This window comes from Sphaerisporangium krabiense, assembly GCF_014200435.1.
Classification (GTDB): Bacteria; Actinomycetota; Actinomycetes; order Streptosporangiales; family Streptosporangiaceae; genus Sphaerisporangium; species Sphaerisporangium krabiense.
Genome location: NZ_JACHBR010000003.1, coordinates 269,332 through 286,646, shown reverse-complemented (window position 1 = coordinate 286,646; position 17,315 = coordinate 269,332). Strand labels below are relative to the sequence as shown.

Genomic DNA, 17,315 nt, shown 5'->3' with positions numbered 1-17,315 from the left:
GGTTCACAGGCCGAGCACGCGGCGGGCGTTGCCGTGCGCGACCTTCTCCTTGACCTCGTCGGAGAGGTTCGCCTTCTCGACCGACGCCACCGCCGCCGCGGTGTCCTCGTAGGGGTAGTCGACGGAGAACATCACCGCGTCGGCGCCGGCGGTGAGCACCGCCGCCTCGACCGCCTCGGGGGCGAGCACGCCGCTGGTGGTCAGCAGGATGTTGGTGCCGATGTACTCCGACGGCATGCGGTTCAGCGGCGCGTCCACGCGCAGGGTGCGGTACCGGGAGTCCAGGCGGGAGCGCTGGAAGGGCAGGAACTCGCCGAGGTGGCCGAGGATGAGCGTCGCCCGCGGGTGCCGGTCGAACACCCCCGCGTAGACCAGGCGCATCGCGTGGCCGCCGGTCTCTGCCTGCCAGCTCCAGCTCGCGCCGTACATCTCGGGCCGGCCGCGCATGACGTGCCAGTCGTCGGCGGGCACCGAGCCCGGGTGCAGGTAGAGCGGCACCCCGAGCTCCTCCAGCGCGCTCCACACCTGCTCGTACGCCGGGTCGTCCAGGTACCGTCCCTGGGTGTGGTCGTTGACCAGGGCGCCCACGAAACCGAGGTCCCGCACGCAGCGCTCCAGTTCGGCCACCGCGGCCGCCGGGTCCTGCATCGGCAGCGCGGCGAACCCGCGGAACCGGGAGGGATGGCGGGCGACGGCCTCGGCGAGGAAGTCGTTGGCGAACGCGGCGTTGTCCACGGCTTTGCGAGCGTCGGTGTCGGCCTGGATGCCGGGCACCGTCAGCGACAGCACCTGGATCTCGACGCCGTGGGCGTCCATGTCGGGCAGGCGGTACTCCTCGAAGTCGGGGAGCCTGCGCCCGCACAGCTCGGCGTACTCGCCGGTCACGCGGATGCGCATCGGGGTGGCGGGCTGGCGCGCGGCCAGCTCGGGGATCGCGAACGCCTCTTCCAGGGCGATGTAACGCATGCCGTCCTCTCAGGTCGACGCCGTGCGGCGGCGGACGATGGTGGCCACGGAGACGGCGATGATGAGCGCGGTCCCGTAGAAGACGTTCTCGATCCACCCGGTGTAGCCGAGCATCTGCAGCCCGAGGATCCCGGTGGCGAGGAAGTAGATCGCCACCATCGTGCCGATCGGGTTGTGGCGGCCGGGCCGCACGACGGCGGTGCCGAGGAAGGTCGCCGCGAAGGCCGGCAGCAGGTAGGTGGGGGAGACGGTGGAGTCGTAGCCGCCGACCGAGGCGACCAGCAGCACCCCGCCGATGCCCGCGAGCGTGCTGCCGACGACGAAGGCGCCGAGGCGGATGCGGTTCACCGCGACCCCGGCCAGCCGGGCGACCTCACGGTTGGCGCCGACGAAGGTCATGTGCCGGCCGAGCGGCGTGAAGGTGAGCACGTAGCCGATCACCAGGGCCAGGGCCAGGCCGTAGAAGAAGCTGATCGGAAGCCCGGCCACCTCGAACAACGCGATGTCGGCGAAATCGGACGACAGGCCGGACACGGTGGTCTGGTGCGAGACCAGCGAGGCGATCCCGAGCATCAGCGTGGAGCTGCCCAGCGTCACGACCAGCGCCGGGACGCCCACCTTCACCACGAGGAACCCGTTGACCAGCCCGCCGAGCGCCGCGGCGAGCACGGCGACCACGCAGGCCAGCGCCAGGTTCCAGCCGTGCAGGATGGCCAGCACCGGCACCAGCGTGGCCGACAGGCCGAGCGCCGAGGCGATCGACAGGTCGAACTCGCCGACGACGAACGTCATCATCGCGGCCATCGCCAGGAACACCAGCGCCTGCTGGGAGGCGAAAACGCTGCGGAACGTCGAGCCCTGCAGGAACGTGTCGGGCATCAGCACGGCGTAGAAGGCGCACATCAGGATCCAGATCCCGACGATGGCGTAGCGGCTGGTGAACCGCTGCCAGTCCAGGCCGCCCTCGCGCGTGCGGCGGCGGTCCTGCCGGGCGCCGGCCTGGCCGGGCTCGGGCCCGCGGGCCGGCGCGGCGACCCCGCCCTGGTGCTTCATCTGGGACATGGGTCGGCCTTTCCGTGTGGATCCGGGCGTGGATCCGGGTGTGGATCCGGGTGCGCGGACGGTGAGGTGTCGGCGTACACCGCCTCGACGACGGCGTTCTCGGTGGGCGCGGTGATCTCGCCGTCCACGCGGCCCTCGCGGAAGATCAGCACCCGGTCGCAGACGGCCGCCAGGTCGCTCGGCTGGATGGAGGCGACGACGACGGCCACGCCCCGCCGGGCCGCCTCGGAGATGGCCCGCAGGATGTCCTCGCGGGCGCCGACGTCGACGGCCTGGGTGGGCTCGTGCAGCACCAGCAGCTCCGGGCTGCCCGCGAGCCACTTGCCGAGCATCACCTTCTGCTGGTTGCCGCCGCTGAGCTGCCCGACGGGCATCTCGGCGCGGCGCGGCCGCACGTCCAGCGACTCCAGGACCGCCTCGATCTCCGAGCGCTGCCAGCCCCGGCCGATGGTCCAGGGACGGCCTTGCCGCCGGACGCGGGGCAGGGTGATGTTCTCGCCCACCGGCATCGTCAGCGCCAGGCCGTCGTCGATGCGGTGCTCGGGCAGCAGGGCGATGCCCGCGGCGATGCAGTCGGCGCTGCGGGCGCGGGCCAGATCCAGGGTGGCGGCGCCGATCGTGACCGAGCCGCGGGACGGGCGGCGCGCCCCGGTCAGCAGGTACGGCACCTCGTCCCAGCCGGCGCCGGCGACGCCGGTGAGGCCGAGGACCTCACCGGGCCGGATGTCCATCGTCACCTCGTCCACGGCGCGGCCGGTGAGCCCGCGCACCGCGATCGGGGCCGCCGGGCCGGGCGCCTGGTCGCGGGTGTGGACGCGCTGCTCCACGACGCGGCCCAGCATGCGGCGCGCGATGTCCTGCTCGGAGGTGGCGGCCGTCTCCAGGGTGCCGTCGACGACGGCGCCGTCCCGCAGCACGGTGACCCGGTCGGTGACCTCCCTGATCTCCTCCAGGTTGTGGGAGACCATCAGGGCGGCGCCGCCCTGGCCGACCACGCTGCGCAGCACCCGGTAGAAGTCCTCCAGGCCGTCCTTCGGCAGCGCCCGCGTCGACTCGTCCAGCACGATCAGCCCCTCGCCGGGCCGCTGCGCGCGCAGGGCGCGGGCGATCGCGACGATCGAGCGGTCGGCGGGGCCGAGCGCGCCCACCGGCCGCGCGGGGTCGATCCAGGTGACGTCGAGACGGTCCAGGATCTCGGCCGCGCGGCGCGCCTCGGCCCGCCAGTCCACCCGGCGCGTCCACCGGGTGGTGATGAAGGACCCGACGGCGATGTTCTCGGCGACCGACTTGTCCTGCACCAGGCCGAAGTCCTGGTGGACGATGGCGATCCCGGCCGTGCGCAGGTCCCGCAGCCTGATCGGCGTGGCCAGGTCCCGGCCGTCGACCAGGATCCTTCCGCCGCGGTCCGGCGGGTGGTACCCGGCGAGGATCTTGATCAGCGTGGACTTGCCCGAGCCGTTCTGGCCGACCAGGCCGTGGATCTCACCCGGTCCGACCGTCAGGCCGACGTCGCGCAGCGCGCGGACCGTGCCGAAGGACTTGGACAGTCCCGCGAGCTCCAGGCGAGGCGGCGCGGAGGTCACCGCGCGCTCCACAGGCCGGTGAAGGCCTTCTGGAAGACCGACGGGTCGCCGAACCACTCGCCGCTGACCTCGGCCTGCGGGGTCAGCTTCAACTGGCCGATGTTGCCCTTGGTGATGGCCCGGGCCATCGAGGGGTACTCCGCCGGCGGGGCCTCGCCCGCCAGCATGCGCAGCACCGAGTCGGCGATGGTCCAGGCCAGGTACGGCGGGTTCACGCCGACCACCGCGATGAGCCGGTCGTTGGTCTTGACCTGCTGCACCGCCGCCAGCGTCGCCCCGCTGGTGGCGATCTTGACGCTGCGGGCCTTGCCGCTGGACTGCAGGCCGGTGGTGACCGCCGACAGGTAGGTGTCGTACTGGGGGACCACGTAGTCGATGGACGGGTCGGTGATCAGCGCGCTGCTGACCAGCGACGGCACGTCCTTCATCCGGCTGAGGTTCACCTGCTTCTCGGTGACCTCGCAGCCGGGGCAGGCCTGCTTGAGGTGTTCCAGGGCGTGCACGCCCGAGCGGCGGGTGCTGGAGCTGTCGGTCACCGACAGGAACAGGATGTGCGCCTTGGCGTCGGAGTCGGCGATGACCGCGTCGCCGATGCCGTCCATCAGCACGAACCCCTGCGGGTCGGGGTCGCCGAACGCGAACGTCGCCGACTGCCGCGTCCCCTCGGGGCCGGCCGCGCCCGCCACGTACAGGGGGATGCCGCTCTTGCGGACCCGTTCCAGGGCGGTGGGCACCATCTCGTAGGGGACGTAGTCGGTGATCACGGCCGCGGGCTTGGCGGCGATCGCCTGGTCGAGGCAGGCGCTGATCCCCGATGGGTTCCCCTGCCCGTCGCAGGGATAGACCTTGACCCCGACGCGGCCGAGCGCGTCGGTCAGGTTCTTCTCGACCAGCGGGAAGTGGCCCACCTTGAGCGCGATCGGCACGTAGTAGACCGTCTTGCCGGCCAGCTTCGAGGTGTCGACGGGCTTGCCCGGCTCGGCGATCTCGCCGGCGGGCTCGGCCCGCGCGGCGAGCGCCGCCTGCGCGGTCTTGCCGGCCGCCGACGCCGGACCGGACGCGGCGGAACCGCCGCCGTTCCCGGAGGTCGCGGAGGTGCTGTCGTTTCCGTTGCCGCACGCGGCCAGGGTGACCGCGAGCGCCGCGGCCAGGCCGGCGGCCGCCAGGCGGGTCGCGGTGACGGAGAGGGCCGTTCGGGTGAGGGCGGTGGTTTTCATGCGGACTTCCAGGGGTTCAGCGGTGGGGCGGGGGGTCCAGCAGGACGGCGGTGGTGGTGACCGCCTTGCGGGCGAGCGCGGCGAACAGGGGCTCGCCGCCGGTGTCGGCGACGGTGGCCAGCAGGCGGCCGCGGTCGTCGAGGCAGCAGGCGATGGGAAAGCCGGGCGAGGTGCCGATCGACTCGGCGAGCTCGCCTTCGCGGACCCGGGCGACCACCTGCCCGGTGGTGGTGGCCACCCAGACGCCGTCGCCGGCGGGCCAGATGCCGTCCGGCCTGGCCTCCGGGCCGACCAGGCGGGCGATGTCGGCGTAGGTGCGCCGGTCGTGCAGGGTGCCGTCGGCGGCGACGCGGAAGGCGGTGAGCCGTTGCCGCGAGGTCTCGGCGACGACGAGGGTGGCGCCCCCGTCGAGGAAGGCGAGCCCGTTGGGGAACTCGACGTCCTCGGCGGCGACCGCGGTGGTCCCGTCCGCGCGGACCAGGATGATCCGCCCGGGGCGCGGCGACTCGCCGCGGGCGGCGGCGAAGGCGACGTCGTCGACGTACAGGTTGCCCGCGGCGTCGCCGACCAGGTCGCCGAGCGGGCCGACGCCGAGGGGGGCCAGGTCGGCGTAGGTCTGCCAGCGGCCTCCGTCCCACACGCCGATCCGCTTCTCGTCCATCATCGCGCCGGTCAGGCGGCCGTCCGGCAGGAACCACAGGCCGTTGGACACCGACTCCAGCGGCGTCGCGGTCCAGGCGCCCCCGGCGTCGGTCCACAGCCGGCGTCCCTGGGTGTCGGACAGCCACAGCGCGCCGTCGTGCCAGCGTGGCCCTTCTCCCCAGGTCATCCCGGTCGCGTAGGTCCTCATGCCGCCGCCCGGGCGGGCAGGAGGCGCTCGCTCAGCGCGCGCGTGGCCTCCTCCAGCGCCGCGGCGCCGGCGACGGCGGCCTGGGTGTACCGGTCCGGCCGGACGATCACCGCGTCGGCGCCGTGGGAGGCGAGCCAGGCGGCCAGCGCCGCGGGCGGCTCGTCGAGCACGACCGCGCCCAGCCGTTCCCACGCCTCGCGGGTGTCCTGCGACACCGCCCCGATCGTGGCGCGGTCGCCGGCGACCAGGAAGCGGTAGCCGACCAGGTCGTCCAGCAGGACGCCCTCGGCGGTGCGCGGCTGCGGGCTGAGCTGCCCGGCGACGCCGTCCGGCGCGGCCACCAGGCCGGGGCCGAGCAGCGGGCGGTAGCGCTCCAGCACCTGGGCGGGGCCGGGTTCGGGCCGCGCCGCGGGGTCGGCGAACGCCTCGATCATGTTGGACTGCCGCGCCGACTCCACGATGTAGGGGCGCACGTGGGGCGCCCGTTCGCTCTCGTAGGTGTCCAGCAGCGCGGCGTCCGCGCCGGACAGCACGGCGCTGAGCTTCCAGGCCAGGTTCATCGCGTCCCGCAGGCCCGAGCACATTCCCTGGCCGAGCATCGGCGGCATCTCGTGGGCGGCGTCGCCGGCCAGCAGCACGCGTCCCTGGCGCCAGCCGCGCACCAGGCGGGCGTGCCACTCGTAGACGTCGGTGCGCAGGATCCGGTACGAGCCGGGCGTCAGCCACCGCGACAGCAGGTCGTAGGTGCGGGCGGGGTTCTCCAGGGCGCGGGCGTCGTCGCCGTCCTTCAGCATGAACTCGAACCGCAGCTTCGGCGGGAAGATCGGCACGTAGGTGACGGGCCGCTCGTCCTCGCAGTAGATGAAGCCGCTGGTGACGGGCAGGCTCGCCGGGTGCTCGAAGGGGTGGACGTCGATGATCAGGGAGCGCTGGGTGCCCTGGAGGTCCTCGACCTCCACGCCGGTCCCGCGGCGGACGAAGGAGTTGGCGCCGTCGGCGCCGACCAGGTAGGCGGCCCGCAGGACGCGCTCCTGGCCCGTACGGCGGTCGAGCACCCGTGCCGTGACGGCGTCGCCGGTCTGGGAGAAACCGGTCAGCTCCGCGCCGAGCAGCAGCTCCACGTGCTCGTCGGCCAGCAGGCCCCGCAGCCGGGACTCGAAGTCGGGCTGGTGGAACTGGTAGTCGGCGAACCAGCCCTGGTCGGACTCCCGGGCGGGCATCTCGAAGGTGAGGAACACCGAGCCGTCCGCGCCGCGCAGCTGCCAGCCCTCCTGGCGCAGGAAGCGGGGTTCGAGGTCGGCGGCGCCGAGCGTCTGCAGGGTGCGCATCGTCTCGTCGTCCAGATGGGTGGCGCGCGGGTGGTGGCAGACGACGCGGTTGGGGTCGACGAGCGCGACGCGGTGGCCGCGCATCGCCAGCAGCCGGGTGAGGGCCAGGCCGACCGGCCCGGCGCCGGCGACGATGACGTCGTGGGTCGCGGTGGTGGGGTGGGTCATGGGGGTTCCTCCTGGCCGCTCAGGGGGCTCGGTGGGCGCCGGCCATCAACGCGGCGAGGTCGTCGGGGGCGATGAAGGACGGGGGAGGCGGCGGGCCCCAGCTGTAGAGGCTGTGCGCGGCGTCCCAGACCTCGGGCTTCCAGAGCGCGTCGTCGACGACGCAGTCCAGGTCGGAGTAGTACTCCGAGAAGTTGCCCGCGGGGTCCTTGAGGTACCAGAAGAAGTTGGAGCCGATGTGGTGCCGGCCGAGGCCCCACACGTGGCGTTCGGGGTGCTCGCGGAGCATCTCGGTCGCGCCGCGGCCGATCTCGTCGACGTCCTCCACCTGCCAGGAGGTGTGGTGCAGGAAGTTGACCGGCGCCTGGCTGACCAGGACGTTGTGGTGGTCGGTCGAGCAGCGCATGAAGGCCGCCATCCCGGGCACCACGTCGCTGACCTTCAGGCCCACGCCCTGGGTGAAGAACCGCTCGGTGGCGGGCTGGTCGACCGAGCCGATGACGACGTGGCCGAGCTTGCGGGGGCGGACCGGCGTCTCGCGCAGGATCGCCGGGGCCCGCGTCGTGCCGCGGGCGGGGTCGCCGGGGGCGTTGTAGGGCGGGGCGGGGACGCCGGGCTGGTCCAGCCGGTCGCCGACCCGCGCCACCACCCGCACGCCGCTGACCGGCTCCTGCACCGACAGCCGGTCCTCGGTCACGGCCACGTCCAGGTCGAGGGCTCGCAGGCTCCGGCTCATGCGGGCGACGTCGTCGGGGTCGTCCACTCCGATCTCCAGCTCGACCAGGCGGCGGGTCGGCGTCGTGACCAGGCGGAGCTGGCGGCCGCCGTCGACGGTGGACAGCCAGCCGCCCTCTTCGGGGCGCAGGCCGAAGTCGCGGTAGTAGGCGATCGCCGGGGCGAGGTCCGGGACGCCGATGGTGATCGAGGTGAGTCGGTGCAGTGCCATGGCTACTCCTGGGCGGAGACGAAGGTCTGGGTGAGCCGGCCGACGTTCTCCACGAAGGACACGAGCGTGTCCCCGGGCGCGAGGAAGCGCGGCGGGTTCTGGGCGCCTCCGACTCCGGAGGGCGTGCCACTGAAGATGACGTCGCCGGGGAGCAGGGGGGCGACGGCCGACAGCTTGGCCAGGAGCACCGGCACCGAGAAGATCATGTGACGGGTGCGCGACTTCTGGACCGTCTCGCTGTTGACCGCGCAGCCGATGGCGAGGTCGTCGGGGTTGTCAAGCTCGTCGACGGTGACCAGGAACGGTCCGGTCGGGCCGAACCCAGGATAGGACTTCGCCAGACTGAACTGCGGCAACGGGCCGACGTGCTGAAGCCTGCGCTCGGAGAGGTCCTGGCCGGCGGTCACGCCCGCGACGTACTCCCACGCCTCCTCCCGCGAGACGTTGCGCGCCTCGCGGCCGATGACCACCACGAGCTCGACCTCCCAGTCCACGTTGCCCTCGGGCAGGGTGACCTTGGTCACCGGCCCGGTCAGCGAGGTGGGGAACTTGGTGAACACCGCGGGCTCCTCGGGCACGCCGACGCCCGACTCGCCGGCGTGCTCGGCGTAGTTCAGCCCGATCGCGAAGACCTGCCGCGGCGAGGGGGCGGGCGCGCCGATCTCCTCCTCGGTGAAGTGGCGGACGCCGGCGTCCAGCGGCGCCCGCGCGGCCCAGGCGCGGAAGTCGGTCCAGCGGTCGTAGAGCGACTGCATGGACGGGCCGAAGGCGCCTTCGCTGGCGGTGGCGATGTCGATCCCGGTGTTGTCGCCGGTGATGAGAAGCGCCCGTCCCCCGACGTTTCCGATGCGCATCGATGGTTCCTCTCTCAGATGGGCTGGTCACACAAGATGCGGCACGACTTTCGCATGTGTCAAGAGAGTTTCGAATGTTGCCGGTAAGTTTCGTATCCAGCTAGGCTGCGCTGCATGCCCCAGCAGCAGAACGGCCCGAAGAAGACGCGGACCGACCGGGTCTACGAGCAGATCCGGGCCGACATCTTCGCGGCGCGCCTCAAGCCCGGCGCCCGCCTGAAGTTCCCCGACCTGTGCGCGGCCTACGACACCAGCGTCGGCGTCGCCCGCGAGGCGCTCGCCCGGCTCGCCGCCGAACGCCTGGTACGGCCACAGCCCCACCAGGGCTACACCGTCGCCGAGCTCTCCCAGGACCAGCTCACCGACCTGACCATGGCGCGGGTCGAGATCGAGGCGATGACCTTCCGCCAGGCCGTCGTGCACGGTGACATGGCCTGGGAGGGCGAGATCGTCGCCGCCCACCACGTCCTGTCCCGCATCGACCCCCGCGAGTTCGCCGAGGCCACCGCCGACGTGCTGGAGGAGTGGTACGCCGCCCACGAGGTGTTCCACCGCGCGCTCCTGCGGGCCTGCCCCAGCCGGCGCATGGTCGACATCGCGCTCGCCCTGCGCGACGAGGCCGAGCTCTACCGCCGCTGGGCCGGACCGCTCGGCAACGAGAAGGACCGGGACGTCGCCGGCGAGCACCGCGCCATCCTGGAGGCGGCCCTGGCCCGCGACGCCGACCTGGCCGCACGGCTGCTGCGCGACCACATCGCCCACACCACGCAGGTACTGATCTCCGGCGTCGAGTCCGTCGACGCGCTCACCCCCGAGTGATCGCCCGCCCGCCCGGGAAGGAGCCCTCGCCATGCCCCACGTCCTTCCGGACTGGACCCCGTCCGCCGACGCCGTCGCCGGCGCCCGCATCACCGGCTTCGCCGCCTACGCCTCCGAACTGACCGGCCGTGACCTCACCACCGGCTACCACGACCTGTGGCGGTGGTCGGTGGAGGACCTCGACGGCTTCTGGTCCGCCCTGTGGGACCACCTCGGCCTGCCGCCCCGTCCCGCCGGCGCCCCGGCCCTGGCCGGGGAGGACATGCCGGGGGCGGTGTGGTTCCCCGGCACCGTGCTCAACTACACCCGCGAGGTGTTCCGCGGCCGGCCCGATCACGAGGTCGCCGTCATCGCCGTCGAGGAGTCCGGGCGGACCCGGGAGGTCACCTGGGCCGAGCTGCGCGCCCAGGTCGCCTCCCTCGCCGCCACCCTCACCGGCCTCGGCGTCCGCCCGGGGGACCGGGTCGCCGGCTACCTGCCCAACGGTGTCGAGGCGGTGGTCGCCTTCCTCGCCACGGCGAGCCTCGGCGCCGTGTGGGCCATGTGCGGGCTCGACTACGGGGTGTCGGCGGCGCTGGCGCGCCTGGCGCAGCTCCGCCCGGCCGTGCTGGTGGCCGCGGCCTCCTGCGTGTCGGCGGGACGGCGCGTGGACCGCGGCCGCGAGCTCGGCGAGCTGCGCGCCGGCCTGCCCGGCCTCGCCGCGACGGTGCTCGTGGGAGACGCGACGCTCCCCGGCACCCTGCCCTGGGCCGAGGCCGCCGGCCGGACCGGCGTCCCGCTCACCCCGCTCGACGTGCCGTTCGACCACCCCCTGTGGGTGCTGTTCTCCTCCGGCACCACCGGGCGGCCCAAAGGCATCGTGCACGGCCACGGCGGCGTCGTGCTGGAGCACCTCAAGACCACCGCGCTGCACTTCGACCTGCGCGCCGGCGACCGCATGTTCTGGTACACCAGCCCGAGCTGGATGATGTGGAACTACCTGGTCGGCGCGCTGCTGGCCGGCGTCGCCATCGTCTGCTACGACGGCAGCCCGGCCCACCCCGCGCCCGACCGGCTCTTCGACATCGCCGCGCGCACCCGTGTCCAGGTGCTCGGCACCAGCCCCGGCTACCTGGCGGCGTGCCAGAAGGCGGGCGCCGACCTCGGCGCCCACGACCTGGAGGCCCTGCGCTGCCTGGCCGTCACCGGCTCCACCTTCCCGGCCGACCTGCACCGCTGGGCCGTCCGCGGCCTGGGCTCCCGGGTGCCGGTGGTCACCACCAGCGGCGGCACCGACGTGGTCACCGCCTTCGCGGGCGGCGTCCCCACCGTGCCGGTGTGGGCGGGGGAACTGTCCGCGCCGTGCCTCGGCGTGGCGCTCGCCGCCTACGACGCCTCCGGCGCGCCGGTGGAGGAGACCGTGGGAGAGCTGGTCGTCCGCCGGCCGATGCCCTCCATGCCGCTGCGGTTCTGGGACGACCCGGGCGACGCGCGGCTGCGCGAGGCCTACTTCGAGACCTTCCCCGGAGTCTGGCGGCACGGCGACTGGGTCACGATCACCGGCCGCGGGTCGGTCGTCATCCACGGGCGCTCCGACGCCACCTTGAACCGGCGCGGCGTCCGTATGGGCAGCGGGGACATCTACGCGCCCGTGGAGGAGCTGCCGCAGGTCGCCGAAGCCCTGGTCATCGGCCTGGAGGAACCCGGCGGCGGGTACTGGATGCCGCTGTTCGTCACCACGGTTCCCGGCGTCGAGCTGGACGAGGCCCTGCGCGAGGCCATCAGGACCGCCATCAGGACCCACGCCTCGCCCCGGCACGTGCCCGACGACATCATCGCCGCGCCCGGCGTCCCCCACACCCGCACGGGCAAGAAGCTGGAGGTGCCCGTCAAACGGATCCTGCGCGGCGACGACCTCGCGAGCGTGGTGGACCCCGCGGGCATCGACCGGCCCGACCTTCTCACCTGGTACCAGCAGATCGGCGCCCACCGCCGCGCGACCATCTCCTAGCCGTGGAGTCAGCATGGGCATTCTCGACAGGTTCCGCCTGGACGATCGCGTCGTCCTGGTGACCGGGGCCTCGTCCGGGCTGGGCGTCGGGTTCGCCCGCGCCTTCGCCGAGGCGGGCGCCGACGTCGCGCTCGCCGGACGGCGCGCCGACCGCCTGGAGCGGACGGCGGAACTGGTGCGCGAGACCGGGCGCCGCGCGCTGCCGGTCACCGCCGACGTGTCCGACCCCGACCAGGCCTACGCGCTCGTCGACACGGTCATGGCCGAGTTCGGCAAGGTCGACGTGCTGGTGAACAACGCCGGCGTCGCCAGCGCGCACCCGGCGCTGCGGGAGACCCCCGAGCAGTTCCGCCAGGTCATCGACACCAACCTCAACGGCTGCTACTGGGTCGCCCAGGGATGCGGGCGCGTCATGCGGCCCGGCTCCTCCATCATCAACGTCTCCAGCATCCTCGGCGTGGCCACCGCCGGGCTGCCGCAGGCGGCGTACTCGGCCAGCAAGGCCGCGCTGATCGGCCTGACCCGGGACCTGGCCCAGCAGTGGACCGGCCGCAGGGGCATCCGCGTCAACGCCGTCGCGCCCGGCTTCTTCGCCTCGGAGATGACCGGCCAGTACACCCCCGGCTACCTCGAACGGATGATGCCCCGGGTGCTGCTCGGCCGCATGGGGGAGGTGGAAGAACTGGCCGCCACCCTCGTGTGGATGGCCTCCGACGCCGGCGGCTACCTGACCGGCCAGACCGTGATCGTGGACGGCGGCTACACCGTGAGCTGACCCGCGGACCGGCCGCTCGTCCGCGCGTGGTCAGCGGCGGCGCAGCGACGGGTCCAGCAGGGCGGGCGGGGTGTCGTGCTTCTCGTCCGGGGCGAGGTCGAGACCAGGCGGGACGATCTCGTCGATGGCGTCGAGGACGTCGGCGGAGAGCACGGTGTCGGCGGCGGCGAGCTGCGCGCGCAGGTGGTCCAGGGTGCGGGGGCCGAGGATCGCGCTGGTCACGCCCGGGTGGGCGGTGACGAAGCCGAGGGCGAGCTGGATCATCGTCAGGCCGGCCTCGGCGGCGACCTTCGCCAGCCGCTCCACCGCGTCCAGCCGGGCGCGGTTGGCCGGGATCGCGGTGTCGAAGCGCTCCGGCATGAGCGTCGCGCGGTGGGTGTCGATCTCCCGGCCGGCGCGGACCGCGCCCGACAGCCAGCCCGAGGCCAGCGGGCTCCACGCCAGCACCCCGAGCCCGTACTGCTCGGTCACGGGCAGCACGTGGGTCTCGATCCCGCGCTGCAGGATCGAGTAGCTGGGCTGCTCGGTGACGTAGCGGCCCAGGTGGTTCTCCCGGGCGGCCCACTGGGCCTGCACGATCCGGTACGCGGGGAAGGTCGAGGAGCCGAAGTAGCGGATCTTCCCCGCGCGCCGCAGGTCGGTGAGCGCCGACAGCGTCTCCTCGTCGCCGGTCTCCGGGTCCCACCGGTGGATCTGGTACAGGTCCACGTGGTCGACGCCGAGGCGGCGCAGGCTGGCGTCCAGCTCGGTGACCAGCCAGCGGCGTGAGGAGCCCTGGTGATTGCGCCCGCCCATCGGCATGCCCGCCTTCGTGGCCAGCACGATGTCGTCGCGGCGGCCGGCGATGGCCTTGCCGACGATGACCTCCGACTCGCCGTCGCCGTACCTGTCGGCGGTGTCGATGAGGTTGACCCCGGCCTCCAGGGCCGCGTCGACGATGGCGGTGGCCTCGTCCTGGGTGGTGCGCCCGATCGCGCCGAAGTTCATCGCGCCGAGCACGAGGGAGCTGACCTGCACGCCGGTGCGGCCCAAGGTGCGGTACTGCATGACTTCTCCATCTACGGGTGGGATGCCTGGCTTGGTCTGCCGGCCGCCGCTCTGGCATCATGAGCAAACGGAACCTGGTTCCGCTAACGATACGGAACTCGGTTCCGTTTGGCAAACCTGGCAGCGAAGGGGACGGCACGGTGAAGGACGGCGACGGGGGAGCGGGGCGGGCGGCCCCGCGCAAGCGGGCCGACGCGCGGCGCAACGAGAGGACGCTGCTCGACGCCGCCGCCGCGGTCTTCGTGACCTCCGGCGTCGAGGCGCCGGTGCGCGACATCGCGGCCAGGGCGGGCGTCGGGGTGGCCACGATCTACCGCCACTTCCCGACCCGGGCGGATCTCATCATCGCCGTCTACCGGCACCAGGTGGAGGCGTGCGCCGAGGCCGGCCCCGCCCTGCTGGCGAGCGGCGCGAGCCCGCACGCGGCCCTGGGGCGGTGGATCAACCTGTTCGTGGACTTCCTGGTCACCAAGCACGGGCTGGCCGCCGTGCTCCGATCCGACGACGCCGGCTTCGACGCGTTGCACGCCTACTTCCTCGACCGGCTCGTGCCCGTGTGCGCCCACCTGCTGCGAGCCGCGGCCGACGCCGGGGAGATCCGCTCCGACGTCGACGCCTACGAACTCATGCGCGGCGTCGGCAACCTCTGCATCGGCGCGGACAGCGACCCCCGCTACGACGCGCGCCGGCTGGTGGAACTCCTCGTCGCGGGCCTGCGCCTCCCGCACTGACTCCCTCTACGGGCGCCGACCGGTCCAATTCCTGAGCGCGGGCCTGCCGCGGCCCGGAAACGCTTGTTCCCATACGTGGGTGAGTCGGCGCCATGCGGATCGGAGTTCCGGCTGCCCTGCGGCTCGTCCGCCGGGGTGTTCAGCCTCGCGGCGCATCGGGGTCGCCGTCGGCGCCGAGAGCGATCGCCGCGCGGGCGAGCTCGGTGCGGTTGGCGACCTGGAGCTTGGCGTAGACGTGCGCCAGGTGCGTCTTGACCGTGCCGCGGCCGACGAACAGGCGGGTGGCGATCTCGGGGTTGGACAGCCCCTCGGCGGCGAGCCGCGCCACCGACCGCTCGGCGGGCGTGAGGCTCTCCCACCCCGACTCCGGCCGGCGGCGCGGCCCGCGGGCGCGGGTGGCGTAGCCGACGGCCGTGGCCAGGTCCATCGCGCGCCCCCGCGCCACGGCGTCACGCAGGTCCGGCTCCTCCAGCCGCGCCCGCCACTCCGCGTTCGTGACGGTGACCCGCCGCGCGGCCCCGAGGTCGGCGCGGGCGCGTTCCGCGGCGCCCGCGAGGATCCCGGCCGTCTCGGCCGCCCCGCGCCGCAGGTTGACCGCTGCCAGGTGTTCCAGGCCGTCGACCTGCCCGAGGACGAGGTCGTGGTCTGTCCGGATCCGCAGGGCCTCATGGTGCAGCCGCAGCGCCTGCTCGATGTCGGCCGCGTGCAGCGCCAGCTCGTCCAGCACGCCCGCGCGGATGCGCGGCATCTGCCCGGTCACCGGCGCGTCGGACAGGGCCCGCAACACGCGCGCCGCGGCGGTGTGGTCGCCCGCCTCGCGCAGGGCGGTCGCCAGCACGAGCTGGGTCTCGGGCGCGAGCCATTCGGTGCTCGGCTTCTCCTGCCACCGTCCCTCATGCCGGCACCAGTCCGCCGCCTCCTCCGGGCGGCCGTGCTCGAGCGCGAGCAGCGCCTTGCAGCGCTCCCAGCCGGTGATGAACGGCAGCGGCCCCGATCCGGCGATCAGGCGGTCGATGGGGGCCAGCGCGGCGGCGGCCTCCTCCGGGCGGCCCTGAAGGAGGCGGATCTCGGCCAGGATCACCCGGGCCGAGCCGGTCCAGTGCAGGTCGCGCAGGGGTTCCGCCGTGGTCACGGCACGCTCGGCCGCCTCGCCCGCACGCCGGAGCGCGCCCGACCTGGCGGCGGCCAGCGCCAGCCAGCCGAGGGCGAAGGACCCCGTGCCCCGGTCGCCGCGCCGCAGAAGCCCTTCCACGGCGTGCTCCAGGCATCCGATCGCCTGACGGTAGTCGTCGGCGAGCACGTGCATGAGCCCGATGAACGCCTCGGCGGAGTCGGCGACGAATCCGTCCCCGGCCGCGACGGCCTCGCCTCTGACCGCCCGTGCCTCCTCGAGAGCTTCGGGCAGGCCCACGGCGAGCCGTCCGATGGCGTCCAGCGATCGGGCCAGCCGTCCCGCCGCCGGCGCGCCGGTCTCCTCGGCCATGGCCCGCGCCGTCCGCGCCACCTCGAACGCCTCGATGCCCGGCTCGGCGGTGTTGAGGACCAGCGCCAGCGCCGCCAGCACCTCCGCCTGCAGCGGGCCGCGCTCGTCCGCGCCGCGCGCCACGGCCTTCCGCAGCAGCCGCGCCCCGTCGGCGCCGCGCCCCTCCAGGTGCCACAGCCACGCGCAGGCCGCGGCAAGGCGCCGCCCCCGGGCCGGGTCGGCGCGCGACAGCCCCCACTCGATCGCGGCACGGACGTTGGGGTAGGCGGCGCCCAGTCGCGCCCGCCAGGCGTCCTTGTCGGTGTCCAGCAGCGGCGCCAGCCGCTCCAGCAAGGACGCGTAGACCTCGAGGTGCAGGTCGCGGGCGGCGTCGGCCTCCCGCGCCTCCTCCAGGCGGGCGAGCGCGTACGCCCGGACGACCCCGAGCATCCGGTACCTGGCCACCTCACCGGTCGTGTCCGCTACGACCAGCGATTTGTCGATCAGCCCCCGCAGCCCTCTGAGCAGGCGTTCGCGGCCGGGGCCGCCGAGCGCGGCCAGGCGGGTCACGGCGTCCGCGGTGAAGCCCGGCTCGAAGACCCCGATCCGCCGGAACAGGACCCGCTCGTCGTCGTCCAGCAGGTCGTGGCTCCAGTCCATCGAGCCCTGGAGCGTCCGCTGCCGGAACGGCGCGGTCCGCGCGCCGCCGTCCAGCAGGTCCAACGGCGCGCTGAGAGAGTCCGCGATCTGGGCCGGCGACAGGGTGCCCGCCCAGCCGGCGGCCAGCTCCAGCGCGAGCGGCAGCCGGTCGAGCCTGTCGCAGATCCGCCGCGCCCCCGAGCGGACCTCCGACCCGCCCGCCGCGTCCGGCGCGCCGGCGCGGACGCGTTCGAGGAACAGCTCCAGCGCGTCGGCCAGGCCCATCGGCGGCACCGGCCACACGCGCTCGCCGGCGACGCCGAGCCGGGCGCGGCTGGTGGCGAGCACCGCCACGCGCGGGCACTGCGACAGCACCGCCGCGACGACCTTGGCGGCGTCGTCCAGCACGTGCTCGCAGTTGTCGACCACCACGAGCAGCTCACGGTCGCGCAGCGCGGCGACCAGCGCCGGCAGCGGGTCCGGCCCGGAGGGCAGCGGGAGGTCCAGCGCCGCCGCCACCCGGCGGGCGACCTGGCCGCCGTCCGTCTCCTCCTCCAGACCGACCCAGAACACCCCGTCCGGCCACGCCTGCGCGGCCGCCTGGCAGACGCGGATCGCCAGCCGGGTCTTCCCGCACCCGCCCGGCCCGGTCAGCGTCAGCACCCGCCCGGCCGCCACCGCGTCGCCGATCGCCGCGAGCTCCGTGGCCCGGCCGACGAACGACGACAACTCCGGCGGAACACGATGGACGGCAGGCATCCAGGAAGTATGCCAGCAGATCGGCCACCGGCCGGTCGGCATCTCTGCCAGATGGCAGATGTTCCTGACCTGCGCGGACGAGAGGATTGCCGTACACGGCGCCGCCCGGTGCCGCTCACCGA

The 17,315-nt window shown here is 73.9% G+C and carries 14 protein-coding genes; 4 read left to right on the top strand and 10 right to left on the bottom strand.

Annotated elements, in window-relative coordinates:
- Window positions 1-3 precede the first annotated feature (3 nt).
- From BJ981_RS36265 to BJ981_RS36230, 8 genes are read right to left on the bottom strand one after another with little or no spacing between them, the layout of a single operon-like run.
- On the bottom strand, window positions 4-966 hold the full coding sequence (locus BJ981_RS36265; protein ID WP_184618023.1) for an amidohydrolase family protein: 963 nt from the start codon (window positions 964-966) through the stop codon (window positions 4-6).
- A gap of 9 nt (window positions 967-975) precedes the next feature.
- Entirely contained in the window at window positions 976-2,028 is a 1,053-nt protein-coding gene (locus BJ981_RS36260) for an ABC transporter permease (RefSeq protein WP_204070104.1), read from the bottom strand.
- Window positions 2,016-3,611, bottom strand: coding sequence for a sugar ABC transporter ATP-binding protein (locus tag BJ981_RS36255; RefSeq protein ID WP_184618022.1), 1,596 nt, complete (start codon window positions 3,609-3,611; stop codon window positions 2,016-2,018). Before BJ981_RS36255 ends, BJ981_RS36260 begins: the two co-directional genes overlap by 13 nt.
- Entirely contained in the window at window positions 3,608-4,828 is a 1,221-nt protein-coding gene (locus BJ981_RS36250; protein ID WP_184618021.1) for a sugar ABC transporter substrate-binding protein, read from the bottom strand. Before BJ981_RS36250 ends, BJ981_RS36255 begins: the two co-directional genes overlap by 4 nt.
- Before the next feature lie 16 nt (window positions 4,829-4,844).
- Complete coding sequence (locus tag BJ981_RS36245) at window positions 4,845-5,678, bottom strand: SMP-30/gluconolactonase/LRE family protein (protein WP_184618020.1); 834 nt, start codon at window positions 5,676-5,678, stop codon at window positions 4,845-4,847.
- Complete coding sequence (locus BJ981_RS36240) at window positions 5,675-7,174, bottom strand: bifunctional 3-(3-hydroxy-phenyl)propionate/3-hydroxycinnamic acid hydroxylase (RefSeq protein WP_184618019.1); 1,500 nt, start codon at window positions 7,172-7,174, stop codon at window positions 5,675-5,677. Before BJ981_RS36240 ends, BJ981_RS36245 begins: the two co-directional genes overlap by 4 nt.
- Before the next feature lie 19 nt (window positions 7,175-7,193).
- Window positions 7,194-8,117, bottom strand: coding sequence for a VOC family protein (locus BJ981_RS36235; RefSeq protein ID WP_184618018.1), 924 nt, complete (start codon window positions 8,115-8,117; stop codon window positions 7,194-7,196).
- 2 nt (window positions 8,118-8,119) lie between these two features.
- A complete protein-coding gene (locus BJ981_RS36230) occupies window positions 8,120-8,971 on the bottom strand; it encodes a fumarylacetoacetate hydrolase family protein (RefSeq protein WP_184618017.1) in 852 nt (283 codons plus the stop codon).
- Window positions 8,972-9,085: 114 nt separating this feature from the next.
- Here BJ981_RS36230 and BJ981_RS36225 point away from each other — a divergent pair, with 114 nt between their 5' ends.
- Genes BJ981_RS36225 through BJ981_RS36215 form a run of 3 tightly spaced genes read left to right on the top strand, consistent with a single transcriptional unit; the run spans window position 9,086 to window position 12,555 of the window.
- On the top strand, window positions 9,086-9,790 hold the full coding sequence (locus BJ981_RS36225) for a GntR family transcriptional regulator (protein WP_184618016.1): 705 nt from the start codon (window positions 9,086-9,088) through the stop codon (window positions 9,788-9,790).
- Window positions 9,791-9,821: 31 nt separating this feature from the next.
- Window positions 9,822-11,780 (top strand): acetoacetate--CoA ligase, encoded by a 1,959-nt coding sequence (locus BJ981_RS36220; RefSeq protein WP_184618015.1) that lies wholly within the window; start codon window positions 9,822-9,824, stop codon window positions 11,778-11,780.
- A 13-nt stretch (window positions 11,781-11,793) separates the two neighbouring features.
- Complete coding sequence (locus BJ981_RS36215) at window positions 11,794-12,555, top strand: SDR family NAD(P)-dependent oxidoreductase (protein ID WP_184618014.1); 762 nt, start codon at window positions 11,794-11,796, stop codon at window positions 12,553-12,555.
- Between the two features lie 30 nt (window positions 12,556-12,585).
- Here BJ981_RS36215 and BJ981_RS36210 read toward each other — a convergent pair whose 3' ends face one another.
- Window positions 12,586-13,602: an aldo/keto reductase gene (locus BJ981_RS36210; protein WP_184618013.1), complete on the bottom strand. Its 1,017-nt coding sequence runs from the start codon at window positions 13,600-13,602 to the stop codon at window positions 12,586-12,588.
- A gap of 140 nt (window positions 13,603-13,742) precedes the next feature.
- On the opposite strand from BJ981_RS36210, the gene BJ981_RS36205 reads away from it, so the two are divergent.
- Complete coding sequence (locus BJ981_RS36205; protein ID WP_239139076.1) at window positions 13,743-14,333, top strand: TetR/AcrR family transcriptional regulator; 591 nt, start codon at window positions 13,743-13,745, stop codon at window positions 14,331-14,333.
- Window positions 14,334-14,472: 139 nt separating this feature from the next.
- On the opposite strand, the gene BJ981_RS36200 is transcribed toward BJ981_RS36205, so the two are convergent.
- Entirely contained in the window at window positions 14,473-17,193 is a 2,721-nt protein-coding gene (locus tag BJ981_RS36200; protein WP_184618011.1) for a helix-turn-helix transcriptional regulator, read from the bottom strand.
- Between the last annotated feature and the right edge of the window lie 122 nt (window positions 17,194-17,315).

Excerpts from the sequence above, each read along its gene's own strand:
- BJ981_RS36265 (WP_184618023.1), bottom strand. The coding sequence starts at position 966 with ATGCGTTACATCGCCCTGGAAGAGGCGTTCGCGATCCCCGAGCTGGCC.
- BJ981_RS36260 (WP_204070104.1), bottom strand. The coding sequence starts at position 2,028 with ATGTCCCAGATGAAGCACCAGGGCGGGGTCGCCGCGCCGGCCCGCGGG.
- BJ981_RS36250 (WP_184618021.1), bottom strand. The coding sequence starts at position 4,828 with ATGAAAACCACCGCCCTCACCCGAACGGCCCTCTCCGTCACCGCGACC.
- BJ981_RS36245 (WP_184618020.1), bottom strand. The coding sequence starts at position 5,678 with ATGAGGACCTACGCGACCGGGATGACCTGGGGAGAAGGGCCACGCTGG.
- BJ981_RS36240 (WP_184618019.1), bottom strand. The coding sequence starts at position 7,174 with ATGACCCACCCCACCACCGCGACCCACGACGTCATCGTCGCCGGCGCC.
- BJ981_RS36235 (WP_184618018.1), bottom strand. The coding sequence starts at position 8,117 with ATGGCACTGCACCGACTCACCTCGATCACCATCGGCGTCCCGGACCTC.
- BJ981_RS36230 (WP_184618017.1), bottom strand. The coding sequence starts at position 8,971 with ATGCGCATCGGAAACGTCGGGGGACGGGCGCTTCTCATCACCGGCGAC.
- BJ981_RS36225 (WP_184618016.1), top strand. The coding sequence starts at position 9,086 with ATGCCCCAGCAGCAGAACGGCCCGAAGAAGACGCGGACCGACCGGGTC.
- BJ981_RS36220 (WP_184618015.1), top strand. The coding sequence starts at position 9,822 with ATGCCCCACGTCCTTCCGGACTGGACCCCGTCCGCCGACGCCGTCGCC.
- BJ981_RS36215 (WP_184618014.1), top strand. The coding sequence starts at position 11,794 with ATGGGCATTCTCGACAGGTTCCGCCTGGACGATCGCGTCGTCCTGGTG.
- BJ981_RS36210 (WP_184618013.1), bottom strand. The coding sequence starts at position 13,602 with ATGCAGTACCGCACCTTGGGCCGCACCGGCGTGCAGGTCAGCTCCCTC.
- BJ981_RS36200 (WP_184618011.1), bottom strand. The coding sequence starts at position 17,193 with ATGCCTGCCGTCCATCGTGTTCCGCCGGAGTTGTCGTCGTTCGTCGGC.